Here is a 14207-nt window from a genome sequence, read left to right as displayed (position 1 = left end):
ACGATCCGGCCGAGTCCGTCACGGTCGAGTGGTCGTGCGCGGCGCGGTCATTCGACGGTGACGGTGCCGCGCATCTCCGGGTGCAGCGAGCACAGGTAGCGGTACGTGCCGGGCGCGATGAAGGTGTAACTCCATTCGCCCGAGGTATGGATGGGGCTGTTGATACCCATCGCCTTGTCGCCCATGCCCTGCACCGAATGCGGAAAGCGGTCGCTGAACTTCCAGGTCACGGTGTCGCCGACCTTGACGGTCACATCGGCCGGGCTGAACGCCATATCGTCGACCCGCACCGTGACCGCGGCCCGCTTCGTCGGGCCGGGCGACGCGGTGCGGGAGGCGGTCGCGCCGGCCGACGGTGTGGCGGCGGTCCCGGAATCATCGGATCCGCAGCCGGTCAGCAGGGCGCTCGAGAGCGCGACGGTGACGGCCACGACGAATCCGGTCGCGACCCGGGCGGAGGTGACGTGGCTCCCGATCGACATGGTCCCAAGCCTAGTCATCCGGCTCCGCGCCACCGCCGTCGGAATCGCGCGGGCGCGGGTAGGGTCGGATCGGGCCGCCGGACACACTCGACCGAGTCAGGGAGGCGATACGCGGATGTCGACTCAGCGTGGCTATTTCACCGCCGACGGCGTACGCGCGGCCGAGGCCGAACTGTTCACCCGGGTACCCGACGGTGTGCCCATGCGGCGGGCCGCGCACGGGCTGGCCACGATCGTGGCCGGTGAACTGCGCGCGCGGACCGGCGGGGTGGCCGGACGGTCGGTGGCGTTGCTGGTCGGGTCGGGCGACAACGGCGGCGACGCCCTGTGGGCGGGTGCGTTCCTGCGCCGTCGCGGTGTCGCGGTGACCGCGGTGCTGCTGAATCCCGAACGCGCGCACGCGAAAGGGCTGGCCGCGTTGCGCGCGGCGGGCGGCCGGGTGCGTTCGGAGGTCGGGTTCGCGGATCTGGTGATCGACGGGATCGTCGGCATCTCCGGTCGCGGCCCGCTGCGCCCGCACGCCGCCGAAATCGTCGCGGGACTGGACGTGCCGGTCGTGGCGGTGGATCTGCCCAGCGGGGTGGACCCGGATACCGGCGCGGTCGCGGGACCCGCGGTACGCGCGCAGGTCACCGTGGCCTTCGGCGCGTACAAGCCGGTGCACGCGCTCGCCGCGCCGTGGTGCGGACGAATCGAGTTGGTGCCCATCGGTTTACGTCTGCCCGAACCGGATCTCGCGGCCCTGGACCCGGCCTCGATCGGCGCCCGGTGGCCGGTGCCCGGAGCAGTCGACGACAAGTACACCCAGGGCGTGACGGGTATCTGCGCGGGCGGCGCGACCTATCCCGGCGCGGCCGTGCTGTGCACCGGCGCGGCCGTGGCGGCGACATCGGGCATGGTGCGGTACGCGGGCGGCGCGGCGGCGCAGGTGCTGTCACATTTCCCCGAAGTGGTTGCGGCGCCGTCGATTCCGACGACCGGCCGGGTGCAGTCCTGGGTCTTCGGTCCGGGGGCAGGCACCGACACGGACGCACACGAACGGCTGGCGCAGATCCTCGCGACCGACCTGCCCGTGATCGTCGACGCCGACGGCCTGACCATGCTCGCCGAGGAACCGGCCCTGGTCCGGGGCCGCGCCGCGCCAACGGTGCTTACCCCGCACGCCGGGGAGTTCGCGAGGCTCACCGGTCACGAGGTCGGCCCGGATCGGGTGGCCGCGGTCCGCGAACTGGCCGAATCCTGGGGGCTGACCGTCCTGTTGAAGGGCCGCGCCACCCTGGTCGCCGCGCCGGGCCGGGCGACGCTGGTCAACGAGGCGGGCGGCTCCTGGGCGGCGACCGCGGGCGCGGGCGATGTCCTGTCCGGCGTCATCGGCGCACTGCTGGCCGCGGGCGCCGAACCCGCCTGGGCGGCCGCGGCCGCGGCGCGGGCGCACAGTCTGGCCGCCAACCTCGCGGCACACGGCGGTCACCCGACCGCCGCACCGATCTCGGCGCACCCCCTGCTCGATCACCTACGCCCCGCCATCCGCACCCTGCGCGCTCTCGCCGAACCACCCGTCGCGGCGGTGTGATCGACGGGGTGTGATGGGCGGCCGTCGTGCCGCGCACTGTCGGGGCGGTGTCGGTTTCGGGTGAAGGCGGCGTCGATTCGCGAGAAGCTGTCCGAGCGGCCGGCAAAGCTGTCCGGCGGCGCCGCGGTGATCAAGGTCGGCGCGGCCACCTGACCGCGCTCGAGGAGCGCAAGTACCGGGTCGAGGATGCGGTGAACGCGGCCTTGTCGCCGGACAGCGAGTCGCGCAGTTCGACCAGCTTCGCCGCCGCCCGCACCAGCGCGAGCCGCCGCCGGCACGATGCCGGGCGCGTGTCGCCCCCGCTGGGAGGCGCTGTCACGGCGCCTCGGCGGTACGCCGGACGGTGGCGGGTGCTTCGCGTCTGCGCGGGATGGCAGGATCGGAAGTCGTGAACGCCCAAGTGGAAGCCGTCATCGACCTGGAGGCCATCGCCCATAACGTGCGGGTCCTGCGCGAGTACGCGCGGGGCGCGGCGGTGATGGTGGTGGTGAAGGGTGACGGATACAACCACGGGGCGGTCGAGGTGGCGCGCGCCGCGCTGGCCGCGGGAGCCGCGGAACTCGGCGTGACGACGATCGCCGAGGCGCTGCGATTACGCCGCGCGGGCATCACCGCGCCGATCCTGTGCTGGCTCAATACCGCCGACGCCGATTACGCCGCCGCCATCGCGGCCGATATCGAGATCGGCGTCTCCTCCCTGTCCCACCTGCGCGCGGTCGCCGCCGCGGCCCGCGGTATCCGACGCACCGCGATCGTGACGCTCAAGGTCGACACCGGACTCAACCGCAACGGCATCGCCTCCGACGAATACCCGACCGTCCTCGCCGCACTGCACATGCTGGTCGACGAGGGCGTCGTGCGCTTGCGCGCCATCTTCTCCCATCTCGCGCACGCCGACGAACCCGACCACCCCTTCCTCGACGTGCAGCGGGAGCGTTTCGTCGCCGCCATCGCCGCCGCCGAGGCCGCGGGGCTGCGTACGGAACTCGCCCATCTGGCGAATTCGGCCGCGACCCTGACCCGCCCGGATCTGGCCTTCGACATGGTCCGCCCCGGTATCGCGGTATACGGGCTGCCGCCGGTACCCGGCCTGCCCGACTTCGGGCTGCGTCCCGCGATGACCTTCCAGGCCAAGGTCACGCTGGTCAAGTGGGTCGCGGCGGGTGAGGGCGTGTCCTATGGCCACCAGTGGATCGCGCCGCGCGACACCACGGTGGCGCTGGTGCCCGCGGGATACGCCGACGGGGTCTTCCGCGCCCTCAGCGGACGTTTCGAGGTGCTGATCGGCGGTCAGCGCCATCCGAACGTGGGCCGGGTGTGCATGGATCAGTTCGTGGTCGACCTCGGCGACAATCCGGCCGATGTCACCGAGGGCGATACCGCGGTGCTGTTCGGCGGCGTCCCGGGCGCGCCCGGCGCACAGGACTGGGCGGAACTGCTCGGCACGATCCACTACGAGGTCGTGTGTGCGCCCAAAGGGCGGGTGACCCGTCGGCATACCGGCGGATGACTGTCGAGACGCCGCGGTTGTCCGCGCCTCGTCTCGTGTGGTCGACTCATGGGATACGCCATCATCCGGAAGGGCTCCGATGGGATCGCGACGTTCGAATCGCTCAACCGTCCTGCGCGGCGGGCTGGCGACCGCGGGTGTGGTCGGCGCGCTGGCGGGCGCGCACGCGCTGCGCCGGGTCGGTGCGCGGGTGCTGTGGCCCGCGACGCGCGACGAGTACCGCGACGAGGATTTCACCCTGCTCGAACGTGACCGCGCGGGCGCGGTGCTCACCGAGGACGGCGTGCGGCTCGCCACCCGCGAATGCGGTCCGCCCGACGCCCCGATCACCGCGATCTTCGTGCACGGCTTCTGTAACAGCATGGAGTCCTTCCACTTCCAGCGCCGCGATCTGGAAAAGCGCTGGGGTGACGGGGTTCGGCTGGTGTTCTTCGATCTGCGCGGACACGGGCGCTCCGGCACCCCGACCACCGAGAGCTGTACCGTCGCCCAGCTCGGACGTGACGTGGTGGCGGTCATCGAGCAGGTCGCGCCGACGGGTCCGGTGCTGCTGATCGGACATTCGCTCGGCGGTATGGCGGTGCTGGCGGCGGCCGCGCAGTCGCCGGCGATCTTCACCGCGCGGGTTATCGGGGTTGGGCTGCTGTCCACGGCGGCGGCCGAGGTCACCGCGGCGGGGATCACCCAGCTGCTGCGCAGTCCGGCCATCGACGGTTTCCGGCTCGCCGTGCACACCGCGCCGACGTTGGTGCAGGCGGGTCGCAGCACGGTCCGCCACGTCATCGCGCCCATCCTGCACGTGAGTTCCTTCCACGGCCCGGTGAGCCCGACCCTGTCGCGGTTCACCACCCTCATGATCGATCGCACACCCGTGGAGACCGTGGTCAAATTCCTGCGGACCTTCGAACTGCACGACGAGTCGGCGGCACTGCCGATCCTGGCCGAACTCCCGGTGCTGGTCCTGGGCGGTGCCCGCGATCTGGTCATCCCGTTCCGCAACTCGCGGGCGCTGCACCGCGCGCTGCCCGGTAGCGCGCTGGTGCGCATCGACGACGCCGCCCATATGCCGCATCTGCAATATCCCGAGGTCGTTTGCGAGGCGCTGGACCAACTGCTGGTCCGTGCCCATGCGCTGTCGGCCGCGTCGAATACCGAAGCCGCCGGAAGCTGAACCGTCGTGTGGCCGGCCGATCCGACGCCGGTACGCTCTGTGCGGGTTCGGCAGGACGCGGGTGGATCGGAGGCGGCGGTGGCGCGACAGCGGCGGGAGCTGCCAACGGTCGAGGACACCGAGGCCCTCGGCCGCGAGCTGTCCGCGGAGTTGGGCGCGGGTGACCTGGTGGTGCTCGACGGTCCGCTCGGCGCGGGCAAGACGGCGCTCACCCGGGGGATTGCCGCCGGACTCGGCGTCCAGGGACGGGTGAGTTCGCCCACATTCGTCATCGCCCGCCAGCACCGGGCGGGCAGTGCACCGGGCGCGGTGCCGTTGGTGCATGTCGACGCCTATCGGCTGGGCGGGAACCTCGACGAGTTGGACGCCCTCGACCTCGACACCGATCTCCAGCACGCGGTGGTGGTCGTGGAATGGGGTCTTGGCGTCGTCGAACATCTCGCCGACCGGCATCTGCGGGTGCGATTGTCGCGGGAACCGGATTCCGATGTGCGGACCGCGGTCTGGGAGTGGGTCGAGTAGTCTCGATCACACTCGCGAGCCGCCGCGGGTCGGGCGCGCCGGTTCCGGTGAAGTAGCTCCCGGGTAGCTCCGCGCCGTCGCCCGCTACCACCCGGTATCGTTGGGGCAATCATGCTTGTACTAGCTGTCGACACCGCGACACCCGCCGTTACAGCGGGATTAGTGGAACTGGGGCAGGCCGCGACGGATGCGGCCGTCGCGGCGTCCCCGCGGACCGTCGCCTCGCGTGTCCGGGTCGACCCCCGGGCGCATGCCGAGGTATTGACCCCGCAGATCCTCGAATGCCTCACCGAGGCAAGCCGTTCCAGGACCGAGATCGACGCGGTCGTGGTCGGCATCGGACCGGGCCCGTTCACCGGCCTGCGGGTCGGCATGGCCACCGCCGCCGCATTCGGTGACGCGCTGGGCATTCCGGTGTACGGGGTGTGCAGCCTCGACGCCATCGCCGCCGACGCCGCCCCCGACCTGACCCCGGGCCGTGAGCTGCTCGTGGTCACCGACGCGCGCCGCCGCGAGATCTACTGGGCTCGCTACCGCGACGGCGTCCGGGTGGCCGGGCCCGAGGTCGTCGCACCCGGTGCGCTGGATCCGGCGCAGTCGGAGGTGATCGCCGGATCGGCTTCGCACGTGGACTATTTCGATCTTCCGGTACTGCCCGTCGAGACGCCGTCCCCGGCCGGCCTGGTCGCCGTCGCGACCGGGGATCTGCTCGCGCGCGCCGTGCCCGCACCGCTGACACCGCTGTATCTGCGCAGGCCCGACGCCGTGGAGAACAGCTTCCGCACCCTCGACCGGACGGGAGCGTGAGGTCGATGGATACCGAGGACGCCGTACACGTCGGTCCGTTGCGCCCGGCCGATATCGGTCGCTGCGTGGAGTTGGAGCAACTGCTGTTCCCGGAGGACGATCCGTGGCATGCGGTGGCTTTCCGCTCGGAATTGGCCGCACCGCACAACCGCTACTTCGCCGCGCGCGACGCCGCGGGGCGCATCGTCGGCTACGCCGGGGTGGCCCTGCTCGGTGACTCCGAACACCCGGAGGCCGAGGTGCACACCATCGGCGTCGACCCGGCCCGCCACCGCGGCGGCGTCGGCACCCTGCTGCTCGAGGCGATGCTGGCCGAGGCGGGCAAACGCGGCGGCCCGGTATTCCTCGAGGTGCGCACCGACAATCAGCCCGCGATCGCCTTGTACGCCAAACACGGATTCCACATCATCGGATTGCGCAAGAACTACTACCAGCCCAGCGGCGCCGACGCCTACACCATGCGCAGGCCGGAACTGACCGCCGACCCGATGGCGTGGTGCGCGAGCGAATCGGACGAGGTGCTGTCGTGATCGTCATGGGCATCGAGAGTTCCTGCGACGAAACCGGTGTCGGCATCGTGCGCAGGCACGACGACGGTACCTGCGAACTGCTCGCCGACGAGGTCGCCTCGAGCGTCGACCAGCACGCCCGCTTCGGCGGCGTGGTACCCGAGATCGCCTCCCGCGCCCACCTCGAGGCCATCGTCCCCGCAATGCGCCGGGCGCTGTCCGCGGCGGGTATCGCCAAACCCGACGTGCTCGCGGTCACCATCGGCCCCGGCCTCGCGGGCGCGCTGCTGGTGGGCGTGGCGGCGGCGAAAGCCTATGCGGCGGCGTGGGATGTGCCGTTCTACGCGCTCAACCATCTCGGCGGACACGTCGCCGTTGACACCCTCGAACACGGACCGATGCCGCCGTGCGTGGCGCTGCTGGTCTCCGGCGGGCACACCCATCTACTGCACGTCACCGATCTGGCCCGTCCGATCGAGGAACTCGGCAGCACCGTCGACGATGCCGCGGGCGAGGCCTTCGACAAGGTCGCCAGGCTGCTCGGACTCGGCTATCCGGGCGGTCCCGCGCTCGACGCGGCCGCCGGGTCCGGTGATCCGCGGGCCATCGCCTTCCCGCGCGGGATGACCGGACCGCGTGACCCGCGCTACGACTTCTCCTTCTCCGGACTCAAGACCGCGGTCGCCCGGTACGTGGAGGCGGCCCACCGCGACGGCGTCGCTCCCGCCGAACTTCCGATCCCGGATATCGCGGCCTCCTTCCAGGAGTCCGTCGCCGACGTGCTGACCATGAAGGCGGTGCGCGCCGCCCGCGATGTCGGCGTCGACACCCTCGTCCTCGGCGGCGGCGCGACCGCGAACTCGCGTATCCGCTCGCTGGCTCAGGAGCGGTGCGCCGCGGCCGGTCTCACGCTGCGGGTGCCCAAGCCCCGGCTGTGTACCGACAACGGCGTGATGATCGCGGCGCTGGGCGCGCATGTCGTCGCGGGCGGCGCGCCGCCCTCGGATCTGACCGTCGCCACCGACCCCGGTCTCGCGGTGTCGGAGAGTCAGCTGGTCTGAGCGGCGCCGGTGACCGACGGAGCGTCGGTGCCAGGTGCGAGCGCGCCGGCGAGAAGTAGGATGGCGGCGGTGTGCGACAGCCATGTTCGGTTGTCGGCCGCGCTCAGGGCGTCACCGGCACTGTGCGTTTCCCGGGCCGACGACGGGATTCCCACGGGCGATTCCGGCGGCAGCGAGAGCGGGATGTGCGATTGCGCGGGCGCCGGGGTCTGGGCCGTGGTTGGTGCGTGCGTGCGCGATTCGGATTCACCCGTCGGCATCCGGCGACTGTCCAGGACCGGTCCGAGCATCTCGGGAAAGGGAATCGGCGGCAGATTGGGATCGGGACGCAGTGTGGGCTGTGTGGACGGTATCGGCGCCCGCGTGGTGGTCGGGGCCACGGGTGACTCGGTCGTATCCGGCGCGCTGGTGGCGGGGCGGCCGGTGTCCGCGGTGGGCGCGCTCGTGGGCGGTGCGGCGGGTGAACTCGGCACGTGGTGGGCGCTGCTGGTGGTGCCCGCGGGGGAGACCTCGTCGTCGGCCGTCGGCGCGAATGTCTTGATGCCGTAGCCGATCACGAGGCCGACCACGACGATGGCGCCCGCGAGGGTGCCCATGACCTTGGTGATGGTGCCCGCGGGCGCGGCGGGCGCCAGATTGGCGACCGGGAAGGCCGTGGGCTGGGCCGAATCCGCCACCAGCGCGGCGCCTTTGGCGATGACGGCCTCGGGGTCCGGCACGGTGTGCACCGGCAGGTCGAGGCGGTTGCACAGTGTGGAGACGACGGCCGGGATATTGGCGCCGCCGCCGATGACCACGGCCGCCTCGGGATAGGTGGGCGCGCGCGTGAACACCGCCGCGGTGAATCCGGCGGTGTCGCGCAGCAATTCGGCGATGAGTTCGTCGAAGTCGGCGCGCGTGAGCTTGAGCGGCTGCCCGGCGACGTGGTCGATGGTGACCGCGTTCGCCACCGAAAGGTGCTCCTTGGCCGCGCGGCCGCGGTTGGTGAGCATGCCCCGGTTCGGCCGCGTGCCGCGCCGGGCGTAGTGCAGGTCGACGAGGTGGTGGTAGATGAGGTCGTCGATGGCGTTGCCGCTGATCGCGGTGGTGCGCTCGGAGCGAAGGATGTCGCCCTCGACGTGATCTGCGACGGTGACGCTGAGTCCGGTGGCGCCGAGGTCGATGATGGCCACGGTGTCGTACCGGTCGAGCAGGCCGGTGTGGCGCAGGTAGGTGAGTGCGGCGGCGCCTTCCGGGATCAGCCGCAGATCGCGCTGTTTGCCGGTGGCCGCGCGGATGACCTGCGCCTGTTCCTTGCCGCGGTAGGCCACGGCCACGCTGGTCGGAACCGCTTCGCGTCCGGCGGATTTGGCGGCCGCGGAGCGCACGTCGATGGGGAAGGCGATGTCGTAGCCGATGCGGTTGGTCGGTAACTGGGTCGTCATCAACTCGATCGACGAGGCGACCAGATCACCGACGTCGGAGTGCGCGGCGTCGGCGGATACGACCCGGTAATCGAAACTCTTGGCGCCGTTGGGCGCGGTGGAGACGAGCGCCGAGCACACGACCTCGTTCCCGGCTGAGATGCCGAGTGATGTTCGCATATTCACCTCCCTTCGAGCGGACGGTCATCGTGTCGCGGACCATCTCGAAACGGACTGCCGGGCCGCCGCGCGGGTGGCGGTGGTACACGGGCTCACAATCCGGCCGACCCGTTGTCCGTGTGGGTCGCTGGGAACGGCCTTCGATCACATGCGGTTGCTCTCTGGTGAAGCTCGTTTGTGCTGTTGGGTACTGCTGTTCTCGGTAGTGCTGTTCTTGGTAGTGCTTCGGTGGGATGACACCGGACGCGCGGCCGGAGAAGCCCCGTGACAGTCGTTGTCTCATTTCGTGATCCGAACGCGCCCGCCTGATGCCTGCTCGTGATGAGCACCGCCGCCCGACCGCGACCGTCGTCCATACTGTCACGATCTGTTATCCGAACGTTACAGATTTACCGAGGCAATGGGAAGTCCGCAGTGCCGTGGACAACTCGCCCCCTCGAGTGTTGGCAGCGCCCGCTCTTGAGCGCTGGCACTCTCCTGTATAGAGTGCTAGTTGGCACCTCGAGATGTGCGGTGCCAAGCTTTGACCACTGAGCAGGGGTCCCGGCACCCGCGACGACGGGGCTATGCGCAGGGTCAGATCGAACGGCCGTTGGCGACGCCCTCCGGCCGCGCGAGACAACACGACACCGACGGTCCGGGACAACAGTTCCGGACGACCGTAAATCCCCTGAAAGTGGAGGGCTCAACGTGGCGAGCGTGAACATCAAGCCGCTCGAGGACAAGATCCTCGTCCAGGCCAACGAGGCCGAGACGACGACGGCCTCCGGCCTGGTCATCCCGGACACGGCGAAGGAGAAGCCGCAGGAAGGCACCGTTGTCGCCGTCGGCCCCGGCCGCTGGGACGACGAGGGCGAGAAGCGCATCCCGCTGGACGTCCAGGAGGGTGACACCGTCATCTACAGCAAGTACGGCGGCACCGAGATCAAGTACCAGGGCGAGGAATACCTGATCCTCTCCGCGCGCGACGTGCTGGCTGTCGTCAGCAAGTGACCGTGGTCCCGGCCGCCGTGCCGGGATCGAGTCGTATCGACACTGCCCCGGTTCCCCTACAGCGGGGCCGGGGCAGTGTCGTTCGAGGCCTATCCAAGGAAAAGGACTTATGGCAAAGCAGATCGAGTTCGACGAGAAGGCTCGCCGGGCTCTGGAACGCGGTGTCGACAAGCTCGCCGACGCCGTCAAGGTAACCCTCGGCCCGCGCGGCAGGCATGTCGTGCTCGCGAAGTCGTTCGGCGGCCCGACCGTCACCAACGACGGCGTCACCATCGCGCGCGACATCGAGCTGGAGGATCCGTTCGAGAACCTCGGCGCCCAGCTGGTCAAGAGCGTCGCCACCAAGACCAACGATGTCGCGGGCGACGGCACCACCACCGCGACCGTGCTGGCCCAGGCGCTGGTGCGGGTCGGCCTGAAGAATGTCGCGGCGGGCGCGAATCCCATCGTGGTCGGCCAGGGCATCGCGCTGGCCGCCGACGCGGTCTCCGAGACGCTGCGCGGACTGGCCACCCCGGTCTCCGGCGCGGAGGCCATCGCCCAGGTCGCCACCGTCTCCTCGCGTGACGAGGAGATCGGCGCGATGGTCGGCAAGGCGCTGACCACCGTCGGCAAGGACGGCGTCGTCACCGTCGAGGAATCCTCGACGATGCAGACCGAACTCGTCGTCACCGAGGGCGTGCAGTTCGACAAGGGCTACCTGTCGCCGTACTTCATCACCGACGCCGACAGCCAGCAGGCCGTCCTCGAGGACGCCTACATCCTGCTGCACCGGGAGAAGATCAGCTCGCTGCCCGAGCTGCTTCCGCTGCTGGAGAAGATCGCCGAATCCGGCAAGCCGGTGCTGATCATCGCCGAGGAGGTCGAAGGCGAGGCGCTGTCCACCCTTGTGGTCAACTCCATCCGCAAGACCATCAAGGCCGTCGCGGTCAAGGCGCCGTTCTTCGGTGACCGCCGCAAGGCGTTCCTCGACGACCTCGGCATCGTCACCGCGGCCACCGTGATCAACAACGATCTCGGCATCAGCCTGCGCGAGGCCGATCTCGACGTGCTCGGCAAGGCCCGCCGCGTCGTGGTCACCAAGGACGAGACCACCATCATCGACGGTGGCGGCACCACCGAGGGCATCGAGGCGCGCGCCAACCAGCTGCGCCGTGAGATCGAGGCCACCGAGTCCGACTGGGATCGCGAGAAGCTGTCCGAGCGGCTGGCCAAGCTGTCCGGCGGCGTCGCGGTGATCAAGGTCGGCGCGGCCACCGAGACCGCGCTCAAGGAGCGCAAGTACCGGGTCGAGGACGCGGTGAACGCGGCCAAGGCGGCGGTCGAGGAGGGCATCGTCCCCGGCGGCGGCACCGCGCTGGTGCAGGCGGCGGCGAAGCTGGTCGAACTGCGCGACTCGCTGTCCGGCGACAAGGCCGTCGGCGTCGAGGCGGTGCGCGTGGCGTTGCAGGCGCCGCTGTACTGGATCGCCACCAACGCGGGCGTCGACGGTTCGGTCGTGGTCAGCAAGGTCGCCGAGGGGAAGGACGGCTTCAACGCCGCCACCCTCACCTACGGCGATCTGCTCACCGACGGTGTCGTCGACCCGGTCAAGGTGACCCGCTCGGCCGTCGTGAACGCGGCCTCGGTCGCGCGCATGGTGCTCACCACCGAGAGCGCCATCGTGGACAAGCCCGCCGAGCAGGAGGCCGATCACGGCCACCACGGGCACAGCCACTGACCCGCGCCAACGGGACAAGGCCCTCGGATCGGTGATCCGGGGGCCTTTGCCGTGGCGGTTGCCGGAAATGGATGGCCGCCGCTGGTGCTGCGTGAGAGACGAATGCCGGTGGCGCGAAGTGTCAGGACGCGACCTGGGGTTGCTCGGCGATGGCGGTCAATAATCGGCCGCGCAGATCGGCGGGCGGCTGTGTGGCAGTCACCGCCGCGAGTGCGGACAGGACGTCGCCGGTGCGCCGCACCTCCTCGGCGAACGCCGGGTCCTCGCTGTCGAGCAATTCTCGTACCGCGTGATGGTCTTCGTCGCCGATCGATCCGAGCGCGACGGCGTGCGCGAGATCGATCATGGCTTCGTTCATCTCACGTCACCCCCAAACTTTTCTTCAGTCGTGTCAATCCGTCCCGAATTCGGGACTTAACGGTCGGTAATCCAACGCCCAAATAGGTCGCTACTTCAGCGTAGGTTCGCCCGCCGTAATAGGCGAGCGAGATGGCCTCGCGCTGGGTATGGGTCAGGGTTCCGAGACCGTCGAGGACGGCCTCCTGTTCGAGTCTGCGCTCGACTTCTTCGGTGACCTCGTCGAATTCGTTGCCAAGCACCCGAATTCCATAGGCGACCTCGCGCTGGGTGTGCGCCTGCTCGGCGCGGACACGGTCGACGGCGCGGCGGTGGGCCAGGGTCATCAGCCACGTCACGGCGGAACCCTTGGCGGGATCGAAGCTGGCCGCGGTGCGCCAGATCTGGAGGTAGACCTCCTGGGTGGTCTCCTCCGCGTACCCCGGATCGTGCAGGACCCGGAGCACCAGACCGAAGACGCGCGCGCACGTCCGGTCGTACAGTTCGGCGAAAGCTTGCTGGTCGGCCCGACCGCAACGATGCAGGAGGGCGGCGAGCTCGATACTTTCGGCGGCGCGAGCCGACATCGCAGAATCCACACTCGGTGGGATGGCTTCCCTACGGAACGAGTCGCCCTCTGCGGCCGGCCACCGCGTTGTCACAACGCTCCATTCTGTGTCATCGGTCACTACCGTAGCGCGCCGCTATCGCCTCCCTCCGGGTGGGGTGTCAGCAAACCGACTGTGGCTCAGCAACTTCCTGGAGAATCGATGACACGCCGTGTGCGGCACGGATGACACGCCGTGAAGCCTTGACGGCAGTGGAGAACGTCGGATCGAATATCGGCGGTTCGTGTCCGCCGACGCGCGGGTTCGCGGAGGTGACCGTGGTGGCTCGCGCGCCGGCGCCGGATTCGAACAACCGGCGCCGATGCGCCGCCGGAGGTTCGGCCGGTGATGTTCTCGAGGGCTATCCGGTGTGTTCGCTCGGTGTTATTTCAGTGGCCGGTTGTTTGCTAGGCATTCGGCGCGCCGCTCCGTACGGATGGGCGGATTCCTCGAAAAGCGCTCTACACGGCCATGCGGCGCCGATTGCGCCGGGCGTGCATCTCGCGCTCGGTCTCCGACATGCCGCCCCAGATGCCATAGGGCTCGCTGACTTTCAGCGCGTGGCTTCGGCACTGCATGAGTACGGGGCAGCTGCGGCAGATCTCCTTGGCGCGCATCTCGCGGGCGGTGCGGGCTCGGCCGCGCTCGCCGTCGGGATGAAAGAACACCGCGGAATCCTGCCCGAGGCATGAGCCTCGCATCTGCCAATCCCAGACATCGGCGTTCGGTCCGGGGAGGTGGGTCGGCATGGGCATGGTGAACTCCTCGTGATGCGAGCTCGTCAGCGTTGTCGAGCAGTCGGTTCTGCAAAATCATCGGACCGCGGCCGGTTCGGCGGTCGGCCCGAGGCTCGCCCCTCTCGATCGCTGCAATTTCGCGCGGCGCCGACCGTGGCGATGAGCTACGTTAGGGCCGGCCGCGAAATTCCGTCAATAGTTCGACGCACCGGTTTTCCAAATATTCAACAGCGAGATTTAACCTACCTGCTGTTTACTTTTTACGGTGACTCCGGTAATACTGGTCGATTGACTCATGGGCGGCGGGATCTAATCTGGCCTGAGCCTGATTGTGTTTCCGCAGGTAGTGGCGACAATACTGGCGAGTACCGCGATTGCTGGGGCGGTAGCGGGGCGGTGTCGGGCTACTCCGCGGTCGCGGCGGAAGCTTCCATCTGGTGCGTCTCAGATGGCGGAAGCGGGGCGTGCAGGTTAATTGCGCGAAACGCGTGTGAATTCGCATCGATGCAGCTCCGCCAATCCCCGCGCGAGATTTACCTGATCGAAACACGCGATCCGCGCCACAACTGCTGCGAGGTTGCTCGCCGGTCTCGGG

The 14207-nt window shown here is 69.6% G+C and carries 14 protein-coding genes; 9 read left to right on the top strand and 5 right to left on the bottom strand.

Annotated features, from left to right (window positions below; translation table 11 throughout):
- Positions 1 to 47: 47 nt before the first annotated feature.
- Positions 48 to 482 carry a plastocyanin/azurin family copper-binding protein gene (locus tag APZ21_RS25150; RefSeq protein ID WP_054815751.1) on the bottom strand — a complete coding sequence of 145 codons (435 nt, stop codon included), beginning with the start codon at positions 480 to 482 and terminating at the stop codon, positions 48 to 50.
- Between the two features lie 115 nt (positions 483 to 597).
- Between APZ21_RS25150 and APZ21_RS25145 the strand changes: the two genes are divergently transcribed.
- From APZ21_RS25145 to tsaD, 7 genes are all read left to right on the top strand, one after another.
- Complete coding sequence (locus tag APZ21_RS25145) at positions 598 to 2055, top strand: NAD(P)H-hydrate dehydratase (protein ID WP_054815750.1); 1458 nt, start codon at positions 598 to 600, stop codon at positions 2053 to 2055.
- A gap of 370 nt (positions 2056 to 2425) precedes the next feature.
- On the top strand, positions 2426 to 3565 hold the full coding sequence (alr, locus tag APZ21_RS25140; RefSeq protein WP_082393444.1) for an alanine racemase: 1140 nt from the start codon (positions 2426 to 2428) through the stop codon (positions 3563 to 3565).
- 79 nt (positions 3566 to 3644) lie between these two features.
- Positions 3645 to 4736 carry an alpha/beta fold hydrolase gene (locus tag APZ21_RS25135; protein WP_054815748.1) on the top strand — a complete coding sequence of 364 codons (1092 nt, stop codon included), beginning with the start codon at positions 3645 to 3647 and terminating at the stop codon, positions 4734 to 4736.
- Between the two features lie 78 nt (positions 4737 to 4814).
- Complete coding sequence (gene tsaE, locus APZ21_RS25130; protein ID WP_054815808.1) at positions 4815 to 5258, top strand: tRNA (adenosine(37)-N6)-threonylcarbamoyltransferase complex ATPase subunit type 1 TsaE; 444 nt, start codon at positions 4815 to 4817, stop codon at positions 5256 to 5258.
- A 111-nt stretch (positions 5259 to 5369) separates the two neighbouring features.
- Positions 5370 to 6065, top strand: coding sequence for a tRNA (adenosine(37)-N6)-threonylcarbamoyltransferase complex dimerization subunit type 1 TsaB (gene tsaB, locus APZ21_RS25125; RefSeq protein WP_054815747.1), 696 nt, complete (start codon positions 5370 to 5372; stop codon positions 6063 to 6065).
- A gap of 5 nt (positions 6066 to 6070) precedes the next feature.
- Positions 6071 to 6595: a ribosomal protein S18-alanine N-acetyltransferase gene (gene rimI / locus APZ21_RS25120; RefSeq protein WP_054815746.1), complete on the top strand. Its 525-nt coding sequence runs from the start codon at positions 6071 to 6073 to the stop codon at positions 6593 to 6595.
- Complete coding sequence (tsaD, locus tag APZ21_RS25115; RefSeq protein WP_054815745.1) at positions 6592 to 7635, top strand: tRNA (adenosine(37)-N6)-threonylcarbamoyltransferase complex transferase subunit TsaD; 1044 nt, start codon at positions 6592 to 6594, stop codon at positions 7633 to 7635. Before rimI ends, tsaD begins: the two co-directional genes overlap by 4 nt.
- Here tsaD and APZ21_RS25110 read toward each other — a convergent pair.
- On the bottom strand, positions 7623 to 9218 hold the full coding sequence (locus tag APZ21_RS25110) for a DUF7159 family protein (protein ID WP_156371323.1): 1596 nt from the start codon (positions 9216 to 9218) through the stop codon (positions 7623 to 7625). The genes tsaD and APZ21_RS25110 overlap by 13 nt on opposite strands.
- A gap of 690 nt (positions 9219 to 9908) precedes the next feature.
- Between APZ21_RS25110 and groES the strand changes: the two genes are divergently transcribed.
- Together groES and groL are read left to right on the top strand one after the other, a co-directional pair.
- Positions 9909 to 10211: a co-chaperone GroES gene (gene groES / locus APZ21_RS25105; protein WP_040704586.1), complete on the top strand. Its 303-nt coding sequence runs from the start codon at positions 9909 to 9911 to the stop codon at positions 10209 to 10211.
- A gap of 109 nt (positions 10212 to 10320) precedes the next feature.
- Positions 10321 to 11931: a chaperonin GroEL gene (gene groL, locus APZ21_RS25100; protein ID WP_054815744.1), complete on the top strand. Its 1611-nt coding sequence runs from the start codon at positions 10321 to 10323 to the stop codon at positions 11929 to 11931.
- Positions 11932 to 12052: 121 nt separating this feature from the next.
- On the opposite strand, the gene APZ21_RS25095 is transcribed toward groL, so the two are convergent.
- The 3 genes from APZ21_RS25095 to APZ21_RS25085 form a co-directional block, all read right to left on the bottom strand.
- Positions 12053 to 12289, bottom strand: coding sequence for a hypothetical protein (locus APZ21_RS25095; RefSeq protein WP_054815743.1), 237 nt, complete (start codon positions 12287 to 12289; stop codon positions 12053 to 12055).
- Between the two features lies 1 nt (position 12290).
- Positions 12291 to 12854 carry a sigma-70 family RNA polymerase sigma factor gene (locus APZ21_RS25090; RefSeq protein WP_174553578.1) on the bottom strand — a complete coding sequence of 188 codons (564 nt, stop codon included), beginning with the start codon at positions 12852 to 12854 and terminating at the stop codon, positions 12291 to 12293.
- A 482-nt stretch (positions 12855 to 13336) separates the two neighbouring features.
- Positions 13337 to 13630: a WhiB family transcriptional regulator gene (locus tag APZ21_RS25085; RefSeq protein WP_054815741.1), complete on the bottom strand. Its 294-nt coding sequence runs from the start codon at positions 13628 to 13630 to the stop codon at positions 13337 to 13339.
- Positions 13631 to 14207 lie beyond the last annotated feature (577 nt).

Source organism: Nocardia arizonensis (assembly GCF_001310275.1).
Classification (GTDB): domain Bacteria; phylum Actinomycetota; class Actinomycetes; order Mycobacteriales; family Mycobacteriaceae; genus Nocardia; species Nocardia arizonensis.
The sequence above is the reverse complement of the archived record's forward strand: the minus strand, read 5'-3'. Positions and strand labels throughout refer to the sequence as shown.